This is a genomic window from Tunturiibacter empetritectus (genome assembly GCF_014201375.1).
Classification (GTDB): Bacteria; Acidobacteriota; Terriglobia; order Terriglobales; family Acidobacteriaceae; genus Edaphobacter; species Edaphobacter lichenicola_D.
This window is the reverse complement of sequence record NZ_JACHDZ010000004.1, coordinates 242,474-269,354: the sequence shown is the minus strand read 5'-3', so window position 1 is coordinate 269,354 and position 26,881 is coordinate 242,474. Positions and strand designations below refer to the sequence as shown.

Below are 26,881 nucleotides of genomic sequence, written 5' to 3'. Positions count from 1 at the left end.
GCGGGGATCCTTCACTGCGTTCAGGATGACGGCTTCAAAAAAAGTGGTGCTAAAGCGCGGTTATTGGGTGACTTCGCCTTCGGGTTCGTCGGTGGGGTTTTCGATCTCGGCCTCGAAGCCCTCGAGGAGGCGGTTGAGGAAGGCTTCGGGGTTGGTGTCTTTGTTTTGAAGCTGGTGGGCGAGGGCGATGTGGCGGGCGAGGTCGGCGAGGACGATGCCCCAGGCGAAGGGATCCTCCCAGGCTCCGCTGCGGATGCTGACGTGCTGGTTCTGTTCGGCGATCCAGACGCGGAGAACCTCGAAGGAGGCTTTGTCGCGCTGGGCCACTTCGGGGATTGCTAATGTCTTTTCTGCTCCCATGAAGTGTCTCTTTTCTTTGTGTCTTCGGTTAGTTTCCCGGCTGCTAAGAGTGTGCCAGGTTTTCGGGATTAATTTGGCCTGGTGGGTGGCACGGGCGAAATGCGGGGGTCTCTCCACTGCGCGACAGACGGTGAGACTGTCTGTCGCTTCGGTCGAGATGACGAGGTTTGGTGGGTGGTTCCCAAAGCTCGAGATGACGAGGTTTGGTTGAGCGCTCCCCAAAGCTGGTAGGGCGAGATCGTGCAAAAACTCGGTGATGTTTGGGGCGGGGATAGAAGAACGAACAACGGCAAAGGACAGAGATCATCTCCAGAAGTTGTTCGCGTGTGAGATCGGAGAGTTTGCTTCGTGCTTCGTCTTCGTCAAACTCTGGAATGTACTTGTCCAGGGTACTGCTCCTTCTGTGAATAAACTCTGGGAAAGCCGTTAATAACGTGAGGAAAGCGTGGGTTGCAACGGCCCATGCGACAGCGGACAATGAGTCATTATGGCATCATTCGCCCAACTAAAAGTTTCGGAAGAAGGTCTCCCCGCGTCGGTTCATATCGAAGTTGCTGTTTTAGGGGCGATGCTTCTGGATGCGCTTGCGGTCAACGATGCGACGGGAAGGCTCAGGGCGGAAGATTTTTCGCTCGATTCGCATCAGCGCATCTATCGGTGCATCACCGATTTATTGGCGGCGGGTCGCGGCGTGGACTCCCTAACTCTGCGAGAGGAGCTGGTACGGAAGAGAGAGCTTGACTCTATAGGGGGTCCTGGATATATCGCGTTTTTGACGGAGGGGATTCCGCGGAATTTCAACATTGAGAGCTATGTCCGGATTGTGAAGGACAAGAGCCTGCTGCGGCAGTTGATGGGCATCTTTGCGGATGGGGTGACGAGGGCGTCCGATCAGTCGGATGAGGCGATTCATGTTCTGAGTGACGTGGAGGCCAAGCTGTCGGAGGTGGCCGATAGCGCGATTCAGTATGGGTTTTCGGATATCGCGACGATTGTGAAGGAGTCGTTCGGGTCGATTGATGCGCTGTATGAGCAGGGGCGCGAGGTTACGGGGCTGGCGACGCACTACATCGAGTTCGACCGGATGACGAGCGGGTTGCAGGAGTCGGAACTGACGATTATTGCGGCGCGGCCTTCGATGGGCAAGACGGCGTGGGCGATCAACATTGCGGAGAATGCTGCGGTGCGCGGGGGCAAGGTGGTGGCGGTGTTCTCGCTTGAAATGAGCAAGGCGAGTCTGCTGCGCAGAATGCTGGCGTCGCAGGCGCTGGTGAACTCGAAGGCGATTCAGACTGGAATGCTGATGCGCACCGACCGCGACAAGCTGATTGCAGGCCTTGAGCGGCTGATGGAGTCGAAGATGTTTATCGACGATACGCCGGGGATTACGCTGGCGGAGATGCGGGCGAAGGCGCGGCGGTTGAAGCAGCAGCATGGGCAGCTTGATCTGATCGTGATCGATTATCTGCAGCTGATGACGGGGTCCTCGGGGTCGCAGAAGGGGTTTGAAAATCGGACGCAGGAGGTCTCGGCGATCTCGCGTGGGCTGAAGGCGCTGGCGAAGGAGATGAAGGTGCCGGTGGTGGCGCTGAGCCAGCTGTCGCGTGCGAGTGAGCAGAGGGGTGGGGATAAGAAGCCGTTGCTTAGCGATCTGCGGGAGTCGGGTTCGATTGAGCAGGATGCGGACGTGGTGTGCTTTATCCATCGCGAGGAGTACTACGACCGGGAGAATGAGGATCTGAAGGGGAAGGCGGAGATCATCATTGCGAAGCAGAGAAACGGTCCGACAGGGAGTATTCAGCTGGCGTATCTGTCGGACTATACGCGGTTCGAGAATCTGTCGCATAGCGGGGATTAGAAAGAGCGTGTCCTGCCGGACGGGCCCACTGCGCGTGGAGCGATCACTTCGTGATGGGTATACCCCTTCGGTTGGCGCTCCCGTTGGTCGCGAGGAAGATTGTGCCGACCAACGGGAGGACCACGCGAAGCTTTAAAGAGGCGTGTGAACGCCCGCTTCCCGCGTAGGGAGCCCGTCCGGCAGGGCAGCGTCTTTTAGTGGGTAAACTGCGTGCCGTCGGACCAGTGGTCAACAACTATCATGAAGATGGTCATCCGGTCTTCGGGGACATTGCCCGCAATCACCGGCACGCCCGGCAGATTGGCTTCCCAACTCTTAGCCGAGTCGCCCGGAACGTACCACATCATGTGCGGATGCCAGTGCACATCATTGTCGCTGAGGTACTGCTGCTTCGACATCATGTAGCACATCGCATTCGGCTCGAGCGCCGGGAACTCTTTTTTCTCCCATGACGCTTGGAGAGTCTGCGCGATCTCGATGTTTGACTTTCCCGCGAGCACGAGGGTGGTCTTCCTGAGGACGATGGGCAGATAGGTCTTTGCGGCTGGCGCATTCAGGCAGTGGGGTGCCCTGATTTTGGGGCTCCAGAACTCGGGATCGTCGGTGGACTTGGCCCATGACCGCTCGACCAGACAGACAAAGCCATTTCCGCCCTTCGCTGCGGTGACGTATCCGTCCCTGGTGAACACGAGCACCTCGGCCTGGTCGGAGATAGATGCGGGAGCGGCGCTGCGAGCGAGGTCGATCTCTGCAGCTTTGTCCGGGATGAGGTACTGGTCGAGAGGAGCGGCGGCTGGATAGGGAGCCGGTGGCCCCTGCGCTTGTACCTGCCGGGTTCCGCCGGGCAAGGCAACCGCCACAAAACATACGAGGGCGAGAAGACAGATCACGTTCTTCGGCATGGAGTTCTCCAGAATACGGATTTCCGCTTCCGGTCGGCGCATACCGGCCCGTATCGCCACACGCAACTGCGGTGCGGATAGTAGAGCACAGAACGCCACTGTGACTGCCAGTGGCGCTCATGCCTATAGACGAGTTGAGACGCGCTTGGTTATCGTGCCTGGTTATCGCGCTAGGGCTTCGGCGCTGTAGCGATTGCGTTGAGGCTGGTGATGGTTGCGGGTGGGAGTTCGAGGGTTGCGGCTTTGAGGTTCTCGCGCAGGTGGTTGAGGGATGAGGTGCCGGGGATGAGGAGCATGTTGGGGGAGCGCTGGAGGAGCCAGGCTTGGGCTACCTGCATGGGGGTGGATTGGAGGGAGGCTGCGGCTGAATCGAGTACCGCGGATTGCAGGGGTGTGAAGCCTCCGAGGGGGAAGAAGGGGACGTAGGCTATGCCTTGCCTGGCGAGGTCGTCGAGGAAGGCGTCGTCGGTGCGGTGGGCTACGTTGTAGAGGTTCTGGATGCAGACGATGGGGGTTATTTTTTGCGCTTCGGCGAGCTGACCGGGGGAGACGTTGCTGAGGCCGAGGTGGCGGATGAGGCCCTGGGCTTTGAGTTCGGCGAGGACGGTGAGGGGGGCTTCGATGGAGCCTTTGGTTGGGCCGGCAAGTCCTCCGACGCGGAGGTTGACGACGTCGAGTTGGTCGAGGGCGAGGTTGCGTAGGTTGTCGTGGACGGCGTCGATGATGTCCTGGCGGGAGAGGGCTGGGTTCCAGGAAGCGTCTGCGCCGCGGCGGGCGCCTACTTTGGTTACGATGACGAGGCCGTCGGGGTAGGGGTGGAGGGCTTCTTTGATGATCTGGTTGGTGACGTGGGGTCCGTAGAAGTCGCTGGTGTCGATGTGGTTGACGCCGTCGGCGATGGCTTCGCGGAGGACGGCGAGGGCGACGTCTCTGTCTTTCGGCGGGCCGAAGACGTGGGGGCCGGCGAGTTGCATGGCGCCGTAGCCCATGCGGTTCACGGTCATCGAGGTGCCGGGGAAGGTGAAGGTTCCGGCTAGATTGGTCTGTTGCGTCATGCTGTTGCTCCTTTTTTGTCTGTGCGCGGGTGCGGTTTGTCGGTGCGCTGCTTGCTCTTGTCTGTGCGCTGCTGTCGCTGTCGCGGTTACCTGTGGTTAGATGAAGAAAGCCTCAGGTTAGGAGTTCGCATTTGACGCAACGTTCCCAGGTGCTGCTGGAGCCGCGTAAATCGCCGGTTCAGGCGCGTTCGGCTGCGAGCGTGGATGCGATTCTGGAGGCGACCATTCAGGTTTTGTTGAGTGTGGGGAAGGAACGGTTGACGACGACGCGGGTTGCGTCGCGGGCGGGGGTGTCGGTGGGGACGTTGTATCAATACTTTCCGAATAAGAGCTCGTTGTTGCAGGCGGCGTTGATACGACATCTCGATGAGGTGGCCGGGGCGATGCGCAGGGTGTGCAGAGAGGAGCGGGGAAAGGGTCTGAAGGAGATGGCGACGGCCCTGATCAACGCGTTTCTTGAGGCGAAGATGAGGGATGCGAAGACGAGTGTGGCGTTGTACTCGGTGAGCTCGGATGTAGATGGAGCGAAGATTGCGCTGAGAAACGGCGTAGAGACGAATAAGGCGCTTGTTGGGATGCTGATAACGGCGCGCGATCGGCTGACGAAGGATCCGCAGATTGTGGCTTCGATGTTGATGAGTGCAATGGCCGGGGTGAGCCGGAGATTGCTGGAGTCCGGTGATCCGGAGAAGCATTTTGAGGGTTTGCGTCAGGAGCTGGTGTTTCTGGTGTGCGCTTACCTGGAGGCTTGTACTGTGCGGGAATCTGCTTAGGAAATAGGTGCCTGAGGGGATACCGGGTGGGTGGATTTTGATGAGATTCGGTAAAGGCTCCTGACAGTACGGTGTCAGTAGGGTGTCAGTATGCTTCGTCTGTGTTCGTAATGTCAGAGGAGGCAATATGAAGGAACAGCCGAAGTCAGGGGCGGTTTGGTTCGAGATTCCGTGTGCCGATCTGGAGCGGGCAGCGAGGTTCTACGAGACGATTCTCGATCGCAGGATGCAGAAGGATGATTTTGGCGACTTTGGCGATCCGATGCGGGTGTTTCCGGTGGCTGCGGGCGGTGTGGCTGGCGCGCTGGTGAAGCGGCCGTTCAGGAAGCCTGGTGGGGGCGGGACCATGGTCTATCTAAACTGCGATGGCGAGCTGGATGCTGTGATCGCTCGGGTTCGCGAGGCTGGTGGGTTGATGCTGATGCCGCGTACTGTGATTCCCGGGGGGCATGGCGCGTTTGCTTGCTTGAAGGATACGGAGGGGAATCATATTGGTCTGCATACTTCGATTTGAGTGTCCTGCTTGAGCGTCCTGCCGGACGGGCCGCCTGCGCGGCGCGCGGTCACTTCGTGACGGGTATACCCCTTCGGTTGGCGCTCCCGTTGGTCGCGGGGAGTCATTTTCTGGGTGCCAACAAGACGTTTCTCTTTGGTATGGCGCGCAAACTAGGATAGGTGCATGCGACGGGCTGATCGACTCTTCCGGATCGTACGGGTGCTGCGCGGCGGCAGGTTGCAGACGGCGCGGATGCTGGCGGAGAAGCTCGAGGTGTCGGAGCGGACAATCTATCGGGATGTGCGCGATCTGCAGATCTCGGGGATGCCGATTGAGGGGGAGGCCGGGGTTGGATATACGCTGCGGCGGGATATGGACTTGCCTCCGCTGATGTTTACGCGGGATGAGCTGACGGCGCTGGTGCTGGGGGCACGGATGGTGCAGGCGTGGGGCGGGGCTGCGAGCGTGGCTTCGGTGGATCAGGCGCTGCAGCGGATTGAGGCGGTGCTGCCGGCGGATCTGCGGGAGCGGCTGGATTCCATCCTGATGTATGCGCCGGGGTTTCGGATGGTGCAGTCTTTGAAGGAGCGGCTGGATCTGCTGCATGATGCTTGCGTGGGCAGGCGGGCGGTGGCGTTTTGCTATGCGAAGGAGGATGGGCAGAGCAGCGAGCGCGCGGTGAGGCCGCTGGCGCTGTACTTCTGGGGTGGGGCGTGGACGCTGGCGGCGTGGTGCGAGCTGCGGAAGGACTTCAGGGTGTTTCGGATTGACCGGATGCAGGAGGTAGATGTGCTGGGGCGGGAGTTTGTGCAGAAGAAGGGGCAGAGGCTGGAGGACTTTGTGAAGCAAGCGGACAAGAATTATGTCCTGCCGGACGGGCCTCCTGCGCGGAGGGCGGTCACTTCGTGACTTGTATACCCCTTCGGCTGGCGCTCCCGTTGGTCGCGATGAGATATCTTCCGTCCACCATCGGGAGGCCTGGGGCGAAGCCGGTATACACCACGAAGTGGGTCGGCGGCTCTCCGGGCGTTCGACAGGTTAGTGGACGAGGACGATTGCGGGGTCTAAGGAGTCGTCGGTGCTTTGTGTATGCGGGAAGGTGGTCTTTGGTGTCGCAAGGCACTCGGAGATGCGCTGGAGCATGTCGGTGGGATGAACGGGTTTGGTAAGGGTGGTGAAGTTGTGGCCGGCGTTGCGTGCCTCTTTTAGGAGATCGACGGCGGCGGCCTGGCCGGAGAATAAGAGGATCTTGCAGGTGGGAATCATCTGGGTGACGGCGATGGCGAGTTCGACGCCGGTCATTACGGGCATGACGACGTCGGAGATGAGGAGGTCGGGGAGGGCGTCCTGGGCGGTTTCTAGTCCGGTGAGGCCGTCGTAGGCGGTGAGGGTGGAGAAGCCGCTGCGGGAGAGGATCATGGCGAGAGTGTCGGCGATGACTCGCTCGTCGTCGACGATGAGGACGACTGGCCTGGTTCTTTTGGGGACGGCGACTATGTCTTCGGTGGGGACTTCTGCGACTGGGACGACTTCAATCTGCAGCTTTACGTTTGTGGCGGTCATGGGTTTCACCTTCTACTTTGACCGTAGACCTGTTTGGTTGATACGGGTTAACTCTTTTAAATCTGTCAGTTATGGGGGAGTTTAGGGCGTGTTGAGGTCTGTTGAGAAAAGCAACCTGTCAACTTGGTGGTGCATCTGTTTGTGTTTAGTGTTACGTTAGCGTCACGTCAGTTTCAGATCACGATAAGGGAGAGGATGATGGGAAGTGACGATGGCGAGTTTGCGTCGAAGGTTATGAAGTTCGAGTCGGTGTTGCAGGTCAATGTCCCCAAGGGTCGGGATGGGAAACACAAAGAGATCATTTCACAGCTGTTGGGTGATATTGCGCAGCTTGCGCCTGGGAGCGCGTTGAAGATTCCGCTGGCACAGCTTCCGGATTCGAAGGAGAACATCCGATCGGCGTTGAGCCGGGCTGCCCGGCAGCAGCAGATCAGTCTGGCTACGTCTAGTAATGAGGAGTTTTTGTTTGTTTGGAAGACGGATTAGTAAGGCTGGTCTGTAGGAACCCCCTTTTCAAAAGATGATGTCCTGCCGGACGGGCGCCCTGCGCGGGCGGCGGTCACTTCGTGACTTGTATACCCCTTCGGTTGGCGCTCCCGTTGGTCGCGAGGTAGGTTGTGCCGACCAACGGGAGGATCACGCGAAGCTCTAAAACGGCGTGTGAACGCCCGCTTCCCGCGCAGGGAGCCCGTCCGGCAGGACTTCAATAGGGGTTGGGCTGGTTGCTCAGGATCTCTTTGCCGCCGCTCTGAGCGATGAAGAAGGTCTTGCCGGGGAGTGAAGGCACCGGGTCGGAGAGATTTTGCCAGAGGAAGATGCGGCGAGGTTCAAGCCAACGGACTTTGAGGGAGAGAGCGTCTTCGAAGATGGGTGGGGCGTCGGGGAAGAAGGAGCCGTACCAGAGATTGGAGCTGCGGCCGTTGAGGATGTGGAGGTCATCTCGTTGGAGATAGAAGCCGAGGGTGCTGGCGCTCTCGTATTCGCCGTGGATGACGATGATGTCGCTGGGCTTTAGTTCGGGCTCGATGGCGGTGGCTAGTTGGCGGGAGCTCAGGACCGGGGAGAAGATCTGCAGGCCGACGTGGGCGGCGAGGACGAAGGCCAGGGTGGCGGCGGCGAGGCAGAGGTTTGCGGCGTGGGGCTGGTAGGCGCGGCGGAGGAGCCAGTTGGCGAGGGTGCCGGAGAAGAGCGCGATGGCGGTGAGCAGGAGCGGGTCGCGGAAGGCTCCCATGGCCTGGGCGTTGAGGTCGAGGAAGTGGCCGAAGGAGAGGGCGTAGGCGCCGGGGTTTTGTTTGAGGAGGGAGGCGAGGTCGATGGCGGGGTTGGGTGGGGCTGAGTGCAGGAGGAAGAAGCCTGCGGTGAGGGCGGCGACGGAGCCCAGGACGAGAAGGACGACGGAGATGCGCTGGCCGGAGCGGACGAGGGGATTGGGGACGGTGAAGGATTCGGCTTCGGTGGCTTCGCGGTCGAGCCAGGCGGCGATGAGGAGGATCATGGCGGGAAGGGCGGGGAGGACGTAGTACTCCTGGCGGGTTGAGAGGGAGAAGAAGAGGACGGGAATGATGGCCCAGAGGCCGAGGAGGAGGTAGGTGTTTTCGCGCTGGGTGAGGGTGCGGATGGAGACTCGCGGTCGGAGGGCTTTGCGCCAGGGGACAGTGGCGAGGGCGCGGTAGAGGAAGCCGCTCCAGGGCATGATCCAGAGGAGGATGAGGGCCCAGAAGAGGGGGAGTGGGACGGTGTCGTAGTCGCGGGGGACGCGGAGGTTGAGGTAGCGGAGGAGCTGCTCGTTGACGAAGTAGAACCAGAGCCAGCCGTGGACGTTGCCGTCGGTGGGGAGGGGGACGGACCAGTGGCCGCGCGCGAAGGTGAGTGCGCCGGGGTGGCCCTGGGTGGGGTTGGCGAGGGCGATGAGGATGTGCCACGGGGCGGCGATGGCGAGGAAGACGATAGTGCTTGAGATGGGGTGGAGCTGGCGGATGCGGGTTAGGACGGCGGGGAGGCTGCGGCGGGTGAGGATGAGGTGGGCGAGGACGATGAGGAGGGGGAAGACGATGCCGATGAGGCCCTTGGTGAGGACGTTGATGGCGCAGGCGGCGGCGAAGAGCCAGCAGAGGGTGATGCTTGCGTCGGCTTGCTGGACTGGGTTGGATTCGGTGGCCCAGTAGAAAAAGAGGGCGAGGGTGAGCCAGAGGCAGACGTCGGCGTCGGGCAGGAGGATGCGGGTGAAGATGAAGATGCCGAAGCTGGAGAGAAGCATGAGGCCGGCGTAGAGGCCGGCTCGGGGGGATTCAGGTTGCTCAGGGCTGCTGAAGGCGCGGCGGGCGAAGGCTTCGAGGAGGAGGGCGAGCGAGAGGACGGTAAGGGCGATGGGAAGGCGCGCGGCGGCGGTGTTGACGCCGAAGAGCTTGAAGCTGAGGGCCATGCTCCAGTAGAGGATGGGGGCCTTTTCGAGGTAGCGGATGCCGTTGGCGTAGAGGGTGACCCAGTCGTGGCGGAGGAGCATCTCGCGGGCGACTTCGGCGTGGACGGAGTCGGCGTCGTCGAGCAGCGGGGGGACGAAGAGGGTGAGAGTTGCGTAGAAGAGGAGCCAGAGGACGAAGAGGATGAGGCGATTGCGGTGCGTCCCTAGGAATGTCTCCGGGGATGTCTCTGTGGCTGGGCTGGTCACGTGAACAGTGTATGAGAGCGACCGCGGATTGAGGCGGAGGAGCGCGGATAAAGGCAGGGTTTAACGTCGATCGGCGGTAGCGACGGATCAAAGCGAATTGAGAAGAGAGAAGGCGGATTGTTTTCGTCTGTGTTGCTGTTCGAATCGGGAGATTGCGTTGTGTGTCGTGCGTCCGCGGTCGACTTTTATGTGGGTGGATGGGTTTGTCGTAGACTCAGGCTGACTGATGATGAGTGAACCTGCACAAATGAGTGGGGCTTCTGGTCCGCCGACGGAGCTGATCTTTGGGGATTGGTATCCGGCGCTGCGTGCCTGGGAGCTGCGTCCAGGCAAGACGGCGAAGGCGCTGCTGCTGGGGATTCCGCTGCTGCTGGGACGGAAGACGGGCGGGAAGCTGTTTGCGATGCGGGATCTCTGTCCGCATCGGGGGATTCCGCTGTCGGCTGGGTGGTTCGATGGGGAGACGGTGACATGCAAGTATCACGGGTGGAAGTTTGAGCCTTGCAGCGGGCAGTGCAGGGAGATTCCTTCGCTGACGAGCCATGAGACGCTGGACCCGACGAAGATTTATGCGGGGGCGTTTCCTTGTGAGGAGCGCGATGGGTTTGCGTGGGTGTATCTGCCGGAGGCTGGTGCGGGGCGAGTGCAGGGGGTGGAGGCGCTGCCGCCGGTGCCGGAGGTGCCGAAGTTTTCGGCGAGATTTCGGAGCGCGCACCTGGAGGCGGAGCTGCCGTGCAATGTGGACCACGGGATTATCGGGTTGATGGATCCGGCGCATGGGCCGTTTGTGCACCAGGCGTGGTGGTGGCGTTCGGCGGCTAGTATTCATGAGAAGACGAAGCACTTTGAGCCGCTGGAGGACCGGGAGAATAACGGGCGGAATGCTGGGTTCCGTATGTCGTCGCATGCTCCGAGCGCGAACTCGGCGCCTTATAAATTGCTGGGAGTTTATGGCGAGCCGATTACGACGACGATTGATTTTGTGCTGCCGAATCGGCGGTACGAGACGATTCGCGCGGGGGAGAAGTGGTTTTCGAGCTTGACTACGATTACGCCGGTGACTGCTTCGACCTGCCGGATTGATGTGGTTGCGGCGTGGAATGTTTTTTACTGGGTTCCATTTGTAACTTCTATTGCTACTTTTTTTGGGGCGCGGTTTGTGCGGCAGGATCAGGAGACGATGATCGAGCAGGCGGAGGGGTTGAGGTTTCATCCGGGGCTGATGCTGATCGATGACGCGGATAAGCCGGCGAAGTGGTACTTCGCGTTGAAGCAGGCGAGGCTGAAGGGGATGGGAGAGCATCCGCTGAGTGGGCCAATGACGCTGCACTGGCGGAGTTGACGGGCTGCTCAGGCAGGCCGGGTAAGGCCGGTGTCCTGCCGGACGGGCTCCCTGCGCTCGGCCACCCGAAGACCTGTTTGCGGGGGCCCCGGTTCGGGAGGTCACTTCGTGGTGTGTATACCTTTTCTGGGTGCGGGATCGGCTTTGGGCCTTCCGTTGGCCGGCGGGTGGCTTTCACTGGTGATTCGATGCGAGGAGATGGGATTCGCCTCGATAAGAGTTGGTTTCGCTGAGTTAAGTGTAGAGGAGAATGATGGCTTCGATTCACCAATGCGAGACTTAGCTGCGCGCCAGTCTCACAACGCAATTAATGTGATGTCGGAAAGGTTATCGAAGGTAGGATATCTTTCGTTTTGGACGTGGTTTTGGAGTAGGAGGAAGAGATGATGAACTTAGCCAGGGTGCGATAAGCTTGTTCTATGCTTGGTACTAGTTTGTCTGGAAATTCTGAAGATTTCGTTGGTGCTCCGCAACACCCACCAACAAGGGCGGAAGCAACAACTCCGGGCATTCGGCTCCTGGATATGCTGCTGATTGCCGCCGAAAGCAAGACGAAGCTCGTTGCGATCACGATAGTTTTTACTCTGCTCGGTGTCTTCCTCGCTTTTTTCATCAAGCCAACCTATTCGGCGAGGGCGTTAATTATGCCGCCCCAGGCCCCTCAATCCTCGCTGTCGTCGCTACTGGGGCAACTTGGCTCCTTGTCTTCGCTTGGGGGAGGCGCGAGCAGCCTCCTCAAGAATCCGGCAGATCTGTATGTAGGCATACTTCAGAGCGAAACCATCGCCAACCAGGCGATCAGCACTTTCCATTTGCAGGACCGGTGGCACACAAAAAGCATGTATGAGACGCGCAAACGCCTGGAGGGTCACATCCAGTTTGAGGCCGCCAAGAATGGTCTGATCGAGATCACAGCCAAAGACGATAATCCCCAAAAGACGAGCGATCTGGCAAACTTTTACGTTGACGCTTTGTACCAGATGAATTCGACATTAGCCATCTCCGAAGCTTCCCAGCGGCGTCTTTTCTTCGAGCAGCAGCTAAGCAACGAGAAGAGCGCACTAGAGTCCGCAGAGGTGGAGCTGAAGAATACCCAGCAAAAAACGGGGATTATTACTGTAACCGGCCAGGCGCAACTGGCAGTGCAGACGATTGCTCAAACTGAAGCGCAAATCGCCAGCAAAGAGATTCAGCTGCAGGCAATACGTGCGTATGGAACCGAGGATAATCCGGACGTAGTTCGTCTCAAGGAGGAGATTGCGACACAGCAGCGCCAGCTTTCAACGCTGGAAGATAATCAGCGGCGCATGGCTCCCGGCGACACTCAAATCGGCGCAACTCAATTTCCTGCAGGTAGTCTCGACTACGTTCGAAGACTACGGGATGTGAAGTATCACGAGATTCTGTTTGAGGTGCTCTCACGCCAGTACGAAGCGGCCCGGGTCGACGAGGCTAAAGCTGCACCGATCATTCAGGTAATCGATAGGGCCATCCCGCCAGACCATAAGTCTGGTCCTCCTCGCCTGCTGATCATGATTGGTTTTGCTGTCTGCGGCTTCCTTCTTGCTTATGGTTGGGTCTTTTTGACTTACACCATGGAGCAGGCGCGGCAGACACCCGCAGTCGCATCGAAGCTGAACCGCCTGCGAACTCAACTTACCTGGCATAGAACCTAAGCTCGATAGCTTGTCCAAAGAGGAAATACGTGCAGCCGACGAAGCTATGGCATTTTCGCAATCCGAAGGACACTCCTTTTTATTGCAGCCCCGTTCACTTGTTCTTTGTTGAATGGGCTCTGATGCTATCGACGCTACTGCTCAGGATCTCTTATTCTTCTTTCCCGGATTTCTCGGTGGGCCTTTTTCTATTTGCTCTTGCCGCGATCTCTTACGTAGCAGGGTTCTGGACACTCTCCCTGGTGTACAAGGCAATGCGTTACAGGCCCTGGAGTGATGATGCCTATAGCATCAATGTCACGCGGTTGCGACGAATACACTTCGCGAGTGTGATTCTGGTGCTATCCATCATGCTGATGAACCTAAAGCTGTATGGATTGCCACCCATCTTCGGATTTGCGGGGGTGGACACACTGACCTATCAAGAATATGGTTCACTGCGTCAGCCGCTCTTTACCGCGATCATGGTGCTCTTTGTGTCGGCTCCGCTGGAGAGCTCTTTCTGGAGGCGCTGGGCTTTGTATCTCTTCAGTCCGGCATGTTTTCTGATCTACGCCTCGCGGGGTTACCTGCTCATCATGTTCTTCCAGGCTCTCGCAGTTTTTTCACTTCGCACCCCATTGAGTAAGACGAAGATCTATGTCATTGCGGGAGCGACGTTCGCGGTTGCGCTTCTGGCTTCCAATGCCATTGGCAATGGCCGCAGCAGCCTTGGTGTAGATGCACTGCTGGGATATTTGCAGATCAAACCGGCCTATTATGATTGGCCAGCTGCTTACCTGTGGCTGATCTCCTACATATCTACACCGATTTCCAACATGTGCTGGATCGTGCGTGTGTATCCGTACGAGCATTCTTCTTGGAATTTCATCTACTCCGCGTTGCCAGGTTTCTGGTCTCCGAAGTCTCTTGAGGCGATAGGCGACCTTGGAAGTGAGAAGATCATCGACGGAGTGCACACGTACATGGCGAAGTACTTCCTTGACTTCTGGTACTTCGGTGTCATTGGAATCAACTATGTATGGGGTCTAATCTCCGCGTTCCTCAACGCAGGCAACAGAATTACCAGGAACTTCTTAGCTTCAGGGGTGCTCCTGGGATGTATAACCTTCATGTTCTTTGCCGACTTCCTCACTATCCTTATCATCATGCTGGAATTGGGTCTGGTAATTGTGCTGCAGCGTTATGTAACGACGCCGGTCACAGATGCTTACGGTCGATAAGGTCCGAATTGCAAGGGGACGTCCTATTGAACCGCTACTTACTGCGGCTGATCTTAACCTCTTGTAGCCAACTCAAAACCCCGTTTTCGACAATCACAGCCTGAGTTTTCCGTCAGGAGAGCATGAGCTTTCAAGGTATTGACGCCTGTGCGGTCTTCTAGAACGCGCTGACGCCTTCTTCTATGACTAGCTGGTCGACCTTGATGTTCATGGTCTCGCCTAGTTTTTTGAAGCCTTCCTTCCACTCGTCGGTCCAGTAGTTGGTGTCGCTGCGGCGGAGCAGGTCGTTCCAGATGTTCTGGGCCTGCCAGATGTTTACTTCGAAGGGCATCCTGTGGGTGGCCTCTGCAACTTCGATGGCTGCGGCGAGAGCATCAGCGGCCTGGGGATCGCCGGCGGCTGCGGCTTCGAGGCGGATCATGGCGCGCTTCATGCGCTGGCCGGTGGTGTAGCTGAGGAGCGACGTATCGAGGGGGATCTGGTCGGCCTCAGCACGGGCGATTAGTGCTTCTATTTCGGCGGTGTCGAAGGTTTCGGATTCGATAGCCTGACGGAGGCTGGCGTTGATAGCGAAGCGTGCGGCGGTGGCGAGGGCGGGCGGGGCGGTCATGCCGGACTCGGTGAGGAAGTGCATGAGGGAGGCGTGGTCCTCGTAGATCTTGCGGAGGGAGTGCTCCATCTCGGAGACGGTCTGGTTGAGGATGGTGCTGAGGATGCGGTGCTGCTCGTCGGCGAAGAGAGAGGTAAGGGAGTAGGCGGTCTCGCCGAAGAAGCGGTCGATGAGGCGGATGACCTCGGGTAGGTTGGCGCGGCGGATGGCGGTGCTGATGTCGGTGGAGAAGGTGGCGAAGGCTTCGACCTCGGCTGGGTTGGTGGAGTTGTAGGCTTTGACGGCGGCGGAGAGGTTCTGGTCGCCGAGATGGAGGACGGCGAAGCAGAGTTCTTCGCTCTCTTCGGTGATGCGGGAGTAGAGGAGGGCGCGACCGAGGGCGACGCGGCCACGGCCGGAGTTGAAGACCTCCTGGCTTTCGCGGTGGACGTCGAAGCAGAAGAGCTCGCCGTGCTCGGGATAGGCGCGGAAGATGGAGCTAATGGCGTAGTGGGCGCCGACCTGTTCGAGGCCGATCTTCATGTTGGTAACGTAGCGGCGATAGACTTCGGCGCCGTCGCCCATCTCGGGTACGTTGCTTTTGGCGCGGGCTAGGCGGGTGAGGAACTCGGCTTCGAGGGCTGCGCCTGGAGGGCCGAAGAGTTTGGCGGCGAGCTGGAGGACGCGGCCGGCGTAGGCGATGATCTGGATGGTTTCGATGCCGGAGATCTCGTCGAAGAACCAGCCGCAGCTGGTGTACATGAGTTGGGTGTGGCGTTCGAGCTCCATGAGTTCGAGTGCGATGACACGCTCGTCTTCGGTGAGGTGGCGGATGGTGTGGTCGGCGAAGAAACGGATGATGGAGGCGGGGGAGCGATCGAGGACGACCTGAATGTAGGCGTCGCGGGCGACCCAGAGATCTTTGAAGAGGGATTGGGAGAGCTGTTCGGCTAAGGGCGCGGTGGCGTCGCGGAGGTAGTCGAGGGATTCCCGCAGGGGAGCGCGCCACTCTTGATTCCAGCCGGCCTTGCCGCCGTTGCAGCCGCAGTTGGAACGCCATCGTTCGACGCCGTGGGCGCAGGACCAGGAGGTGTCTTCGGCGACCTGTGCCTCCCACTTGGGTGGGAACTTTTCGAGGAACTCGCCGTAGTTGGTGAGCTTGGCCTGCTTGCCTTCTTCGATCCAGTGCATGGCGTAGGAGAGGGCCATCTCACCGTGTTTGTGGTGGTGGCCGTAGCTCTCGCCGTCGGTGGCGACGTGGGAGAGCTGGGCGATCTCGGGATCGCCGGGAGAGGCTGGGTGGAAGCCTCCGAGGAGCCGGCTGCCGAAGTTTTCGCCGCTGTTGAGGAGTCCTTCGAAGGCGATGGCGCGGGAGCCGGGGCCATCGTAGAAGAAGACGGCGATGCTGCGGCCTTCATCGAGTTTGACGAGGTAGGGATGGGTGGGATCGACGTTGGCGCTGGGGGTCTGGTTCCAGGGTTCTTCGGCTGGGGCGGTGGCTGCGGCGACGGGGTCGAGGTTTGGTTTGGAGGTGGTGCCCGCGGGGGGATCGAGGCGGCGAACGCGGGCGCACTGGACGGGAGCGAGGATGGTGAACTTGATGCCCTCCTGCGCCATGAGGTCGAGTACGCTGCGGTTGACTGCGGTCTCGGCGAGCCACATGCCTTCGGGTTTGCGGCCGAAGCGGGATTGGAAGTCGGCGATGCCCCAGCGGATCTGGGTGAGGGCGTCGCGGCGGTTGGCGAGGGGCATGATGATGTGGTTGTAGACCTGGGCGACGGCGGATCCGTGGCCGCTGTAGCGCTGGGCGCTGACTTTGTCGGCATCGACGATCATGCGGTAGGCGCGGGGGGCTTTGTCTGCGAGCCAGCTGAGGAGGGTGGGGCCGAAGTTAAAGCTCATCCGGGCGTAGTTGTTCATGATGCGGATGATTTCGTTTTTCTTGTTGGTGATGCGGGAGGCTCCGTTGGGGGCGTAGCACTCGGCGGTGATGCGGTCGTTCCAGTCGTGATAGGGGGCGGCGGAGTCCTGGACTTCGACCGTTTCGAGCCAGGGGTTCTCGCGGGGCGGCTGGTAGAAGTGGCCGTGAATGCAGACAAAGCGTGGGGCTTCGGCGGCGGAGGGTTTGCTCTTTGCGGATGTCTTCGACTTTGCCATTGATCCTTTTTTGTACTGCTTTGTCTGCCGGACGGGCCTCCTGCGCGGAGAGCGGTCACTTCGTGACTTGTGTACCTTTTCTGGGCGGTTCTAGCTGTATTGGGCCTCCCGTTGGTCGGCACATTCAACTCATCGTGCTCATTTTACCGGGACAAGGTGTTGGATGCGGTTCAGGTGTTGGAGTTGGGAGGAAGAGTGAGTTTTCCGGCTGCGAGGTCGCAGGCTCGCCAGAGATACCAGCTGGCGACTGAGCACCAGGGCTGCCATTTCTTTGCGCGGCGATGCATGACGTCGGGCTTGGGAAGATCGGCGGGGGTGACCTTGTCAGTAGGTTTGAGTTTTCCGAAGGTGAGGGCAAAGCCTTTGCGGACGCCATAATCGTCGACGGGCAGGACGTTGGGTCGGCCGAGACGGAAGATGAGGAGCATCTCGACTGTCCAGCGACCGATGCCGCGGACCTGGGTGAGGTGCTCGATGATGGCTTCATCGGGCATGCGACGGATGCGGATGAGGGTGGGGACGGTGCCGTCGATGGTTTTGGCGGCGAGGTCGCGGAGGGCGAGGGACTTATTGTGAGAGAGGCCGGCGGCGCGGAGCTGCTCGTTGGGGCAGTCGAGGAGGTGCTGAGCGGCGAAGTGCTCGTTGGCGGTGACGGGGTAGAAGCTTTCGAGCAGGCGGCGGTGGATGGTGGCGGCTGCTTTGCCGTGGAGTTGCTGATAGATGATGCTCTCGACTAAGGCTTCGAAGGGCGATTGGGTGCTGGAGACGCGGAGGGTGAAGGGGCCGGCGCGTTCGATGAGCTTGCCTAGGTTGGGATCGGCGGCGGATAGATCCATTAAGGCCTGGGCGGCATCGTAGCGGGGAGAGCGCGGAATGTGGTGTGGACGCGGCATGAGACTGACGGTATAGCAGGAGAGGCGCGGAAGTCTTGCGCGATTAGCAGAATTCGGACTAAGTTGGTTTGCATTTACAAGTCCGATACGTTTCGGGCAGGGTAGATGTAGTGGTCAGTTTCAGCCGATGAACAGGCATGCACGAGATGTTGTGCGTGGGATTTAAAGCGGGTTCGATAATCGGATGTTGCAGCAGTAAAAACAGTTGCGAGTTGTTGTGGATGAGTTGAGGTGGGGTTTTCCACTGCTATACTCTGAGTTTCGAAGACAGAAATTTTTCGGGGCGGTCAATTGCAGACGCTCCGGCCGCCGCGTCTGATTTGCGCGGCAAAGTAGACGGCGCAGTATTTAAATCTTGACAGCAACTTCTCAACCCTTAGCTCAGGTAATGCAGAGGAAGCAGGAACGCACTCATGGCGCAAGTTTTTGACCGCAGTTCGAACGCGCTGGCTCGATTCAGCCTTGTCTTGACGGGCGTAATCGTCATCGCGCTCGGCGTTACGCTGGACCAGCTACAGCGATCACCGTGGGTGACGCGGCAGGGCCAGCGGCCGGATCAGCCGATACCGTTCAGCCACAAGCACCACGTTGAGGGACTTGGCCTGCAGTGCCAGTACTGTCACACGCAGGTGGAGAAGGCTGCGTATGCAGGGATTCCTCCGACGAAGACCTGTATCAACTGCCATGCGCAGATCTGGACCAACGCCGAGCTGCTGGAGCCGGTGCGGCAGAGCTGGGCGACGGGCGCTTCGATTCAGTGGATCCGGGTGCATGACCTGCCGGACTATGTTTACTTCAATCACGAGATTCACGTGAACAAGGGCATCGGCTGCGCGAGCTGTCATGGACGCGTGGATGAGATGCCGCTGATGTATCAGCAGAACACGCTGCAGATGGAGTGGTGTTTGAACTGCCATCGTAATCCGGCGGTGAATCTGCGGCCGACCAGCGAGATCTACAACATGGCGTGGGCTGGGCCTTCGAGTGAGAGGCCGGTGTGGTGTACGAGCACGGTGACCGGCGGGGCTACGGCACAGAATGTTAGCTGCACGACGATGAATCCTTCGGGCAAAGGGCCGGAGGTGGCGATGCTGCAGATGAACACCGAGGCAAATGGGCCGACGTCGAGCGATGTGCCTCCGCTGGGGATTACGATGCCGGCGAGCTATCAGAAGTTTACGAGCCAGATGGACCTGGGCAAGTATCTGACGGCTCAGTACCACATCCGCAATCCGGAGCAGCTGTCGAGCTGTGAGACGTGCCACCGATGATGAAGATTGGGAACAAGACTGGAACAGACGAGACGATGGCTGAGATGAAAGCACCGGCAGGACAACCCGTAGTGGTGACGCAGATTGCCCCGGCGAAGATGACGCTGGCAGAGGTCCATGCCAAGTTGGATGGCAAGACGGGGCGACGCTTCTGGAAGAATCTGGATGAGTTGGCGGATACGCCGGCGTTCCACGAGTTGATGCGGGAAGAGTTTCCGCGGCAGGCTGGGGCTGGCGAGTGGGTCGATGCGGTGAGCCGGCGCGGCTTCCTGAAGGTGATGGGCGCCTCATTGGCGCTGGCTGGACTGGCGGGTTGTACGAAGCAGCCGGATGAGCCGATCTTTCCGTACATCAAGCAGCCGGAGGACCTGGTCCTCGGCAAGCCGATGTACTTTGCGACGGCGTATCCGTTCCCGACCGGCGCGATTCCGGTGCTGGTGAAGTCGGATTCGTTCCGGCCAATCAAGGTCGATGGCAATCCTGAGCATCCGATGTCAAAGGGCAAGTCGGACGCGTTTACGCAGGCGACGCTGCTTGATCTGTATGACCCCGACCGATCGCAGCATGTGTTGCATCGCGGCGAAGTTGCGTCGTGGGGCGAGTTTCAGCAGGCCTTTGCTACCGCTGCGAAGAAGAGCTCTGGTGGGCAGGGGATCTATTTCCTGAGCGAGACGATTACGTCTCCGACGCTGGCGGCGCAGTGGAAGCAGGTGCAGGCGGCATATCCGCAGGCGAAGATGGTGCAGTGGGAGCCGGTGAATCAGGACTCCTCGCGTGCGGCTTCGAAGGCGGCGTTCGGCAGCTATACCGATGCGCAGTACAAGTTGGAAGAGGCAGACGTCATTCTGTCGCTCGATGCGGATTTCCTGGGTGGGATTGCGCATCCGGGGTTCCTGCCGCTGGCTTCGGACTATGCGGAACGCCATCGGTATGAAGAGGGTAAGACAATGAACCGGCTGTACGTCGTCGAGACCATGCCGACGGTGACAGGGTTCAAGGCGGAGCATCGGCTGGCGCTCAAGCCTAGCGAGATTGCGACGTTTGCGCAGGCGCTGGCGAGTGGCTCGGCTCCGCAGGGCGCTACCGCGGAGCAGCAGAAGTTTTTTGCGGCTTTGAGCGCCGACCTGAAGAACAGCGGCGGAAAGTGCGTTGTGATTCCTGGCGAGCAGGCTTCGCCGGCGGTTCATGCGGCGGCTTATGCGCTGAACTCTTCGCTGGGTGCTGTGGGCAAGACGGTTATCTACACCGAGACGGTGAACCCGATGCCGAGCGAACAGGTCGCTGACCTGAAGTCGCTGGTGGCCGATATGAAGGGCGGCAAGGTGCAGTGGCTGGTGATGCTTGGCGTCAATCCGATCTATTCGGCACCGTGGGATCTTGGTTTCAGAGACGCATTCGCGAATGTTCCGGTGACGGCACAGCTTGCGTCGCATGTGGATGAGACGGGCGCTATCTCGAACTGGCATATCAATAAAGCGCACTACCTCGAGAGCTGGTCGGATGCGCGCGCGTATGACGGAACGATCTCGATTATTCAGCCGATGATCGATCCGATGTACGGCGGCAAGTCGGCGCACGATGTGCTGCAGGCGTTGCTGGCGGATCCGCAGCAGTCGGCTTACGACGTGGTGGTTGCGAATGCGAAGATTTACATCAAGGGCGACTTTGCTACCTCGTGGCGTAAGGCGCTGCACGATGGCTGGGTGGAAGGAACCGCGTTTACCGCGAAGGCTGGTGGTGCGGGTAAGAGCGCTGTGGCGTCATTCCCCGCGGCTGCTGCTCCGAGTGGGCTTGAGATCTCGTTCCGGCCTGATCCTTCGATCTACGACGGGCGGTTCGCAAACGTTGGCTGGCTGCAGGAGCTACCCAAACAGGTGACGAACCTGAGCTGGGATAACGCGGCCATCATGAGCATCAACACGCTCGCCGATTTGAAGCTCGATGAGTCGGACCCGGTGAAGATTTCGTTGAACGGCCGCGAGGTGATTGCGCCGGCGATGATGATTCCAGGGCATCCCGATGGCGTGATCACGGTTCATCTCGGCTTTGGCCGCGGCGTTGAGTCGGGGCGTGTTGGCGAGGGCGTCGGGTTTGATGCGTACCAGATTCGCACCACCGATGGGCTGTTGTCGGTTTCAGGCGCGACTGCAAAGAAGGTTCCTGGAACGTACGATCTTTGCATCACGAAGGTCCACAACATCGAGCATCGCGGCAGCTTTGCGCAGCACGATCTGGAGAAGCCGCTCTCGGATAAAGACGGTGTGTACTCTCTGGCTGGACATGAGGCGGAGGAGCGTTCAATCATCCGCTACGCGACGGTCGATGAGGTCAAGAAGAATCCGAACTTCGCTCATGAAGGCGGGGCGAGCGGGACGCTGATCGACAAAGTGGGTTACTCGCCGCAGGGTGAGAAGGTGCCGCACGACAACTCGTTCTTCCCGGATAACTGGAACTACGAGAAGCAGGACCCGTCGACGCTGAAGATTCAGAATGCCTGGGGCATGGCGATCGACCTGAACAGCTGCATTGGCTGCAATGCCTGCATCGTCAGCTGCTATGCGGAGAACAATATCCCCGTCGTCGGCCGTGAGCAGGTGAAGGTTGGGCGCAACATGCAGTGGCTGCGCATCGATACTTACTTTGAAGGCGATCTGCATGCGCCGAAGGCGCACTTCCAGCCGATGGCCTGCCAACACTGCGAGAATGCGGGTTGCGAACAGGTCTGCCCGGTAGGTGCGACGGTGCATACGCCGGAGGGCCTGAACACGATGGTTTACAACCGTTGCGTGGGGACTCGTTATTGCTCGAACAACTGCCCGTATAAAGTTCGCCGGTTCAACTTCCTGCTGTACTCGGACTACGACACGGAGAGCCTGAAGTTCATGCGGAATCCCGACGTCTCGGTTCGTTCGCGCGGAGTGATGGAGAAGTGCAGCTACTGCGTGCAGCGCATCGAGGCGGCAAAGATTACGGCGGATAAGGAAAACCGCGAGATTCGTGACGGCGAGATTGTGACGGCATGCCAGCAGGCCTGCCCGACCAGCGCTATCACCTTCGGCAATATCAACGACAAGGCGAGCAAGGTGGCAAAGGCCAAGGCTGAGGAGCGCGACTACCAGGTACTCGCTGACCTCAACTTCCGTCCGCGCACGACCTATACGGCCGGAGTCATCAACCCGCATCCGGAGCTGGCATAATGGCGACTAAAGGACCCATGCAGGACCCGAGCGTTGATCCCGTGATTGATCCCATGATCGACCCGCGTACTGGCGAATACGCGGTTATCGCGCCGGGCCATAACTTCAAGTCGGTGACGCAGAAGATTGCGGGCATCGTGCTGACGTCGAACACTCCACTGGGCTGGTTCTTTGGCCTGATCGTGGCCGCCGGTGTCGCCATGGGTCTGGTGATCGGCTGTACCTGGCTGTTCCTGAAAGGCGTCGGAATCTGGGGCGTTACGATTCCGGGCGCGTGGGGATTCGCGATCATCAACTTTGTGTGGTGGATCGGTATCGGCCACGCGGGTACGCTGATCTCGGCGATTCTGCTGCTGTTCAAGCAGACCTGGCGTAACTCGATCAACCGGTTTGCCGAGGCCATGACCATCTTCGCGGTGGTCTGCGCGGGAACGTTTCCGCTGATTCACGTTGGCCGTCCGTGGCTCGCGTACTGGCTCTTCCCTTACCCGAACACGATGAACGTTTGGCCGCAGTTCCGCAGCCCGCTGGCATGGGACGTCTTCGCGGTTTCGACGTATGCCTCGATCTCGATCATCTTCTGGTATATCGGAATGATTCCCGACTTTGGGACGCTGCGCGACCGGGCTACGATGCCGGCCGCGAAGTACTTCTACGGGATGCTGTCGCTGGGGTGGCGCGGATCAACTCGGCACTGGATTCGCTATGAGTCGGCTTCCCTGCTGCTGGCGGGTCTTTCAACGCCTCTGGTGCTCTCGGTGCACACGGTCATCAGCTTCGACTTCGCGGTGGCGGCACTGGCGGGCTGGCATACGACGATCTTCCCGCCTTACTTCGTTGCTGGAGCTGTGTACTCGGGTTTTGCCATGGTGCTGACGCTGGCGATTCCGATCCGGAAGTTCTACCACATGGAAGATCTGGTGACGCTGCGGCATTTGGACAACATGGCCAAGGTGATGCTGGCGACGGGCTCTATCGTGGCTTACGGGTATGGCATGGAGGTCTTCATGGCATGGTTTTCGGCCAGCCACTGGGAGTTCTTCATGATGTGGAACCGTATGTTCGGCCCGATGGGCTGGGCTTACTGGATCCTGATCCTGACCAACATCGCGATTCCGCTGACGACGCTCTGGTCGCGCAAGCTGCGAGTGAACGTGACTTTCTTGTTTATTCTGTCGCTCATCGTCAATACGGGTATGTGGTTTGAGCGGTTCGTCATCGTCGTTACCAGCCTCTACCGCGAGTATCTTCCTTCGAGCTGGGGTACCTACCGCGCGACGAAGTGGGACTACATGATCTACGTGGGAACGATGGGTCTGTTTACCTTCCTGTTCTTCCTGTTTGTTCGCTTTCTGCCGATGATTCCGATGTCCGAGATTCGAATGATGCTGCCGCAGACCAAGGTCACACGCGGTGTCGATGCCGAGACAGCCACTGAGGAGACCGCCTGATGCCGCCGCGCGAAGGAGTTTACGGATTACTGGCCGAGTTCAATACGCCCAGTGAGTTAGTTCATGCCACGGAGGAGGCGCACCGTGCGGGCTATCGACGCATGGAGTGCTATACGCCCTATCCGGTGGAAGAGGCGGCTGAGGCGCTGCACTTCCATAAGACGCGCGTCCCGCTGGTGTGCCTGATTGGTGGATTGATGGGGGTAACGACGGCGTTTTTGATGGAGACGTGGATCAATGTGTGGGCGTATCCGTTGAACATTGCCGGGCGGCCGTTGTTTTCCTGGCCTGCGTTCATCATTCCGGCCTACGAGTGGACGATTTTGTTCGCAGGCTTCTCGGCTGCTCTCGGAATGATTGCGCTGAATGGTTTGCCGCAGCTTTATCATCCTGTGTTCAACGCGCCGAACTTCAGAAATGGCGCGACGACCGATAAGTTTTTTCTGTGTCTCGAGGCCGTCGATCCGAAGTTCTCGCTGAGCGAGACGCGGGCTTTCCTCGAGCAGTTCCCTGCGGTCTCCGTGGTGGAGGTGGATCATTAATACGCAAGTGAGATTGACATTCCGACGTCTTGGCCTCGCCACCGCAGCGTTGTCTCTGCTGGCTGTGACGGGCTGCCGTCAGGATATGCATAATCAGCCGAAGTTCTTTCCTCAGCGTGGCACTGATTTCTATGCGGACGGCCGCTCTGTTCGCCCGCAGGTTGAGAATACGGTTGCGCGAAATCAGCTGCATGAAGATGGCTATTTCTATACCGGGCTGGTGAATGGGAAAGAGGGCGACGGTATGCCCTTCCCGGCGACGATGCAGGTGCTTGAGCGCGGGCAGGAGCGTTACAACGTCTACTGCACGCCGTGCCACTCGCGTGTAGGAAATGGGATTGGCATGATTGTGCAGCGAGGGTACTCGAAGGCCGGGAGTTTTCATTCGGCTCGGCTCGAGACTGCGCCGCTGGGGCATTTCTTTCATGTGATCTCGAATGGGTACGGTTCCATGCCTGACTATTCGGCGCAGATTGTGCCGGCGGACCGCTGGGCGATTGTCGCTTATATCAAGGCACTGCAGCTGAGCCAGAAGGCGACGCAGGCTGACGTCGCATCGGGCGCTCATGTTGAGCCGCTTGCAAGCATAGCCGAACGGGAGGGCTTGCCGGCCTCTTTCGCTGATGAGTGGGTGCTGCCTCCGACTGCTGTGACGGGCACGCCTGACAATGGACTTTATGTGCTCCCTGTTGCGGGAGCCGGTGCTGCTGGAACGCCGGCGGCTGCACCATCACGAAACAATGCAGCTGCGCCGGCGGCGTCTGCCGGACAAACCGCACCGAAGCAGTAACCTCGGAAGCTTCCGAACGAAGGCTTGAAACGCATGTCATCTGGACACGAACATAACGGCGGGCAACACGATCACTCCCACCACGGGCCGCGAGTACTGCCTGCGTCGCTCGCTGCGCCGGAGATTCTCTCGGCGTGGCGGATGCGCGCGCTGATCGTATTTGCGGTCGCCACGATTGTCTCCCTGCTTGCTTTCTCGTGGAGTCATGAGGGACGCAACCATATCCTTCGTGCCTATCTGTTGGGCTACATGATCTGCTTCACCTTCGCCGGCGGTGGACTGGCGATGTTGATGCTGCAATATGTCAGCGGCGGCAAGTGGGGCCTGTTGCTTCGCCGACCACTTGAGGCGATGACGCGCACCATCTGGCTGGTAGGCCTGATGTTTGTGCCGATCATCTTCCTGTGGAAGCATCTGTACCAGTGGGCGGCGTTTCCGACTGCTGGAGCGGTGGCTCAGGCGTTGTCGAATCACGCGGTATCGCTTGAACAGGCGATGACGCTGAATGCCAAGCGGGCCATGTTGAATCCGGCTGCCGCGATCTTTCAGACGGTTGTGATCTTTGCGATCCTCGGCCTGTTCGCGTTTCTTCTGAATAAGTGGTCGCTTCAGCGTGATGCCGATCCGGAGCGCGGGACCGAGCCAAGCTTTGACCGCTGGCGGGTGAAGTTTGAAAACCTGAGCGGCATCGGAATTCTTATCTACGTCATTCTGCTCACGGATGGTGCGATCGTCTGGATCAAGTCACTGGACATCACATGGTACTCGTCGATCTGGGGGCTGCAGTTCCTGGTGGGGCAAGGCTACGCGGTACTCGCGCTCAGCATTCTGACGGTGATCCTGCTGTCGCGGTTTGAGCCGATGAAGACGATGCTGAGGGCGACGGAGCAGCATGATTTGGGCAAGCTGGCATTCGCCTTCACTATGCTCAATATCTACCTTTGCTTCGCCGAATTTTTGATCATCTGGTCGGGCAACGTGCCGGACGAGATTCCCTGGTACCTGAATCGGATTCACGGTGGATGGTGGTATGTCTGCTCGGCGGACTTCATCTGCCACTGGCTGATTCCCTTCTGCCTGCTGCTGTCGCGCGATTTGAAGCGGAACAAGCAGAAGATGATCTGGCTGACTTGCTTCATGCTCTTCGCGCGCTGCCTGGATATGTTCTGGTTGATCGAGCCGAACTTCGCAGATGCTGCGGGTAATTTGCACCTCGCCGGTAATGTTGGAATTCTTGCCTACATCACTGTGCCTGTAGCTGTGATCTCGCTGTGGAGCTGGTTTTATATGAGAGAGATGCAAGCACGTCCTTTGCTCAACGTGAACGATCCTCACGTTGAAGAGATGTTGGAGCCTGAACATGCCCACTAACGATCACGAGATGCATCAAACTCCGGGACCGCATGACGCTCATGTCCGCAATGACGACTCGCCCGGGTATGAAACGACAGACGTCAACGCCGGTGGAGTCGCGGTGTTTTTAGCTGGCTTGTTTGGGTTTGTGTTGGTCTTCTTCGTCTTCTGCTTTGTGATGGGTAAGGTCATCAACTCGGCGATTGAAAAATCGGATGGGCCGACGACCAAGTGGAACAAACTTTCGGACTTTGCTGGTGCTGAGACGACCAACGGCAAGCGTCAAGATTTGGCCAGCAACCCGGAGATGCAGCAGAGAGAATTTCAGCAGATGACGTCGACCTTTCCTGAGCCGCGATTGGATATAGATGACGGCAACCAGGCGACGGCGGATATGCATGCGCGCGAGGATCTGTTGCTCGACAACTACAGTGTGACTCCCACCGAGAATGGTTCGATCCGGATTCCGATCACTCGTGCGATGGAGTTGATCGCGCAACGTGGCTTGCCGGTCAACAGCCAGGCGGCAGCGACTACTGTCGAGATGGCTGGCGACGAGAAGCCAGTGGTTTTGGCTCCGTTGACCTCTGGATTTGCGAGAACTGGATATGAGCTTGAGGTCATCGAAGCGCGGGAACAAAAGATGAGCTATGGCAAAGCGGAAGCAGCTAGTCAGGTAGAGCTTACTCCAACGAAGTAAAGAATTTGATCAGGCAGATTTA

The 26,881-nt window shown here is 59.1% G+C and carries 22 protein-coding genes; 15 read left to right on the top strand and 7 right to left on the bottom strand.

Annotation, left to right across the window (positions count from 1 at the left end; translation table 11 throughout):
- Window positions 1–60 precede the first annotated feature (60 nt).
- Window positions 61–360: a DUF5076 domain-containing protein gene (locus tag HDF10_RS13195; protein WP_183814158.1), complete on the bottom strand. Its 300-nt coding sequence runs from the start codon at window positions 358–360 to the stop codon at window positions 61–63.
- A 487-nt stretch (window positions 361–847) separates the two neighbouring features.
- On the opposite strand from HDF10_RS13195, the gene dnaB reads away from it, so the two are divergent.
- Window positions 848–2,218, top strand: coding sequence for a replicative DNA helicase (gene dnaB, locus HDF10_RS13190; RefSeq protein ID WP_183814156.1), 1,371 nt, complete (start codon window positions 848–850; stop codon window positions 2,216–2,218).
- Window positions 2,219–2,412: 194 nt separating this feature from the next.
- Here dnaB and HDF10_RS13185 read toward each other — a convergent pair whose 3' ends face one another.
- Both HDF10_RS13185 and HDF10_RS13180 read right to left on the bottom strand, forming a co-directional pair.
- A complete protein-coding gene (locus HDF10_RS13185; RefSeq protein WP_221271697.1) occupies window positions 2,413–3,120 on the bottom strand; it encodes a hypothetical protein in 708 nt (235 codons plus the stop codon).
- A gap of 170 nt (window positions 3,121–3,290) precedes the next feature.
- Window positions 3,291–4,175 carry an aldo/keto reductase family oxidoreductase gene (locus HDF10_RS13180; RefSeq protein ID WP_183814154.1) on the bottom strand — a complete coding sequence of 295 codons (885 nt, stop codon included), beginning with the start codon at window positions 4,173–4,175 and terminating at the stop codon, window positions 3,291–3,293.
- A 131-nt stretch (window positions 4,176–4,306) separates the two neighbouring features.
- Between HDF10_RS13180 and HDF10_RS13175 the strand changes: the two genes are divergently transcribed.
- From HDF10_RS13175 to HDF10_RS13165, 3 genes are all read left to right on the top strand, one after another.
- Window positions 4,307–4,948, top strand: coding sequence for a TetR/AcrR family transcriptional regulator (locus tag HDF10_RS13175; RefSeq protein WP_183814152.1), 642 nt, complete (start codon window positions 4,307–4,309; stop codon window positions 4,946–4,948).
- 127 nt (window positions 4,949–5,075) lie between these two features.
- On the top strand, window positions 5,076–5,462 hold the full coding sequence (locus HDF10_RS13170; RefSeq protein ID WP_183814150.1) for a VOC family protein: 387 nt from the start codon (window positions 5,076–5,078) through the stop codon (window positions 5,460–5,462).
- Between the two features lie 165 nt (window positions 5,463–5,627).
- Window positions 5,628–6,353: a helix-turn-helix transcriptional regulator gene (locus HDF10_RS13165; RefSeq protein WP_183814148.1), complete on the top strand. Its 726-nt coding sequence runs from the start codon at window positions 5,628–5,630 to the stop codon at window positions 6,351–6,353.
- A 129-nt stretch (window positions 6,354–6,482) separates the two neighbouring features.
- On the opposite strand, the gene HDF10_RS13160 is transcribed toward HDF10_RS13165, so the two are convergent.
- Complete coding sequence (locus tag HDF10_RS13160; protein WP_183814146.1) at window positions 6,483–7,007, bottom strand: response regulator; 525 nt, start codon at window positions 7,005–7,007, stop codon at window positions 6,483–6,485.
- Between the two features lie 195 nt (window positions 7,008–7,202).
- Here HDF10_RS13160 and HDF10_RS13155 point away from each other — a divergent pair, with 195 nt between their 5' ends.
- Window positions 7,203–7,493 carry a hypothetical protein gene (locus tag HDF10_RS13155; RefSeq protein WP_260177874.1) on the top strand — a complete coding sequence of 97 codons (291 nt, stop codon included), beginning with the start codon at window positions 7,203–7,205 and terminating at the stop codon, window positions 7,491–7,493.
- 217 nt (window positions 7,494–7,710) lie between these two features.
- Here the strand turns inward: HDF10_RS13155 and HDF10_RS13150 are convergent, their stop codons facing one another.
- Window positions 7,711–9,675, bottom strand: coding sequence for an ArnT family glycosyltransferase (locus tag HDF10_RS13150; RefSeq protein ID WP_183814144.1), 1,965 nt, complete (start codon window positions 9,673–9,675; stop codon window positions 7,711–7,713).
- A gap of 247 nt (window positions 9,676–9,922) precedes the next feature.
- Between HDF10_RS13150 and HDF10_RS13145 the strand changes: the two genes are divergently transcribed.
- The 3 genes from HDF10_RS13145 (at window position 9,923) to HDF10_RS13135 (ending at window position 13,916) form a co-directional block, all read left to right on the top strand.
- Window positions 9,923–11,017, top strand: coding sequence for a Rieske 2Fe-2S domain-containing protein (locus tag HDF10_RS13145; RefSeq protein WP_260177873.1), 1,095 nt, complete (start codon window positions 9,923–9,925; stop codon window positions 11,015–11,017).
- A gap of 524 nt (window positions 11,018–11,541) precedes the next feature.
- Complete coding sequence (locus tag HDF10_RS13140; RefSeq protein WP_260177872.1) at window positions 11,542–12,693, top strand: GumC family protein; 1,152 nt, start codon at window positions 11,542–11,544, stop codon at window positions 12,691–12,693.
- Between the two features lie 29 nt (window positions 12,694–12,722).
- Window positions 12,723–13,916, top strand: coding sequence for a hypothetical protein (locus tag HDF10_RS13135; protein WP_183814133.1), 1,194 nt, complete (start codon window positions 12,723–12,725; stop codon window positions 13,914–13,916).
- 157 nt (window positions 13,917–14,073) lie between these two features.
- On the opposite strand, the gene HDF10_RS13130 is transcribed toward HDF10_RS13135, so the two are convergent.
- Together HDF10_RS13130 and HDF10_RS13125 are read right to left on the bottom strand one after the other, a co-directional pair.
- The gene (locus HDF10_RS13130; protein ID WP_183814131.1) at window positions 14,074–16,662 is read right to left on the bottom strand and encodes a DUF3536 domain-containing protein; all 2,589 of its coding nucleotides are present in this window, start codon (window positions 16,660–16,662) and stop codon (window positions 14,074–14,076) included.
- 170 nt (window positions 16,663–16,832) lie between these two features.
- Entirely contained in the window at window positions 16,833–17,555 is a 723-nt protein-coding gene (locus tag HDF10_RS13125; protein WP_183814125.1) for a DNA-3-methyladenine glycosylase family protein, read from the bottom strand.
- Between the two features lie 413 nt (window positions 17,556–17,968).
- Between HDF10_RS13125 and HDF10_RS13120 the strand changes: the two genes are divergently transcribed.
- From HDF10_RS13120 to HDF10_RS13090, 7 genes are read left to right on the top strand one after another with little or no spacing between them, the layout of a single operon-like run.
- Window positions 17,969–18,826, top strand: coding sequence for a cytochrome c3 family protein (locus tag HDF10_RS13120; RefSeq protein ID WP_183814123.1), 858 nt, complete (start codon window positions 17,969–17,971; stop codon window positions 18,824–18,826).
- Window positions 18,823–22,023: a TAT-variant-translocated molybdopterin oxidoreductase gene (locus tag HDF10_RS13115; protein ID WP_183814121.1), complete on the top strand. Its 3,201-nt coding sequence runs from the start codon at window positions 18,823–18,825 to the stop codon at window positions 22,021–22,023. Before HDF10_RS13120 ends, HDF10_RS13115 begins: the two co-directional genes overlap by 4 nt.
- Window positions 22,023–23,474, top strand: coding sequence for an NrfD/PsrC family molybdoenzyme membrane anchor subunit (gene nrfD / locus HDF10_RS13110; RefSeq protein WP_183814119.1), 1,452 nt, complete (start codon window positions 22,023–22,025; stop codon window positions 23,472–23,474). The genes HDF10_RS13115 and nrfD overlap by 1 nt, the downstream gene beginning before the upstream one ends.
- Window positions 23,474–24,016, top strand: coding sequence for a DUF3341 domain-containing protein (locus HDF10_RS13105; protein ID WP_183814117.1), 543 nt, complete (start codon window positions 23,474–23,476; stop codon window positions 24,014–24,016). The genes nrfD and HDF10_RS13105 overlap by 1 nt, the downstream gene beginning before the upstream one ends.
- Before the next feature lie 7 nt (window positions 24,017–24,023).
- Window positions 24,024–24,806, top strand: coding sequence for a c-type cytochrome (locus HDF10_RS13100; protein WP_311732753.1), 783 nt, complete (start codon window positions 24,024–24,026; stop codon window positions 24,804–24,806).
- 33 nt (window positions 24,807–24,839) lie between these two features.
- A complete protein-coding gene (locus HDF10_RS13095; protein WP_183814115.1) occupies window positions 24,840–26,177 on the top strand; it encodes a hypothetical protein in 1,338 nt (445 codons plus the stop codon).
- Window positions 26,167–26,859 (top strand): hypothetical protein, encoded by a 693-nt coding sequence (locus HDF10_RS13090; RefSeq protein WP_183814113.1) that lies wholly within the window; start codon window positions 26,167–26,169, stop codon window positions 26,857–26,859. Before HDF10_RS13095 ends, HDF10_RS13090 begins: the two co-directional genes overlap by 11 nt.
- Window positions 26,860–26,881: the final 22 nt, after the last annotated feature.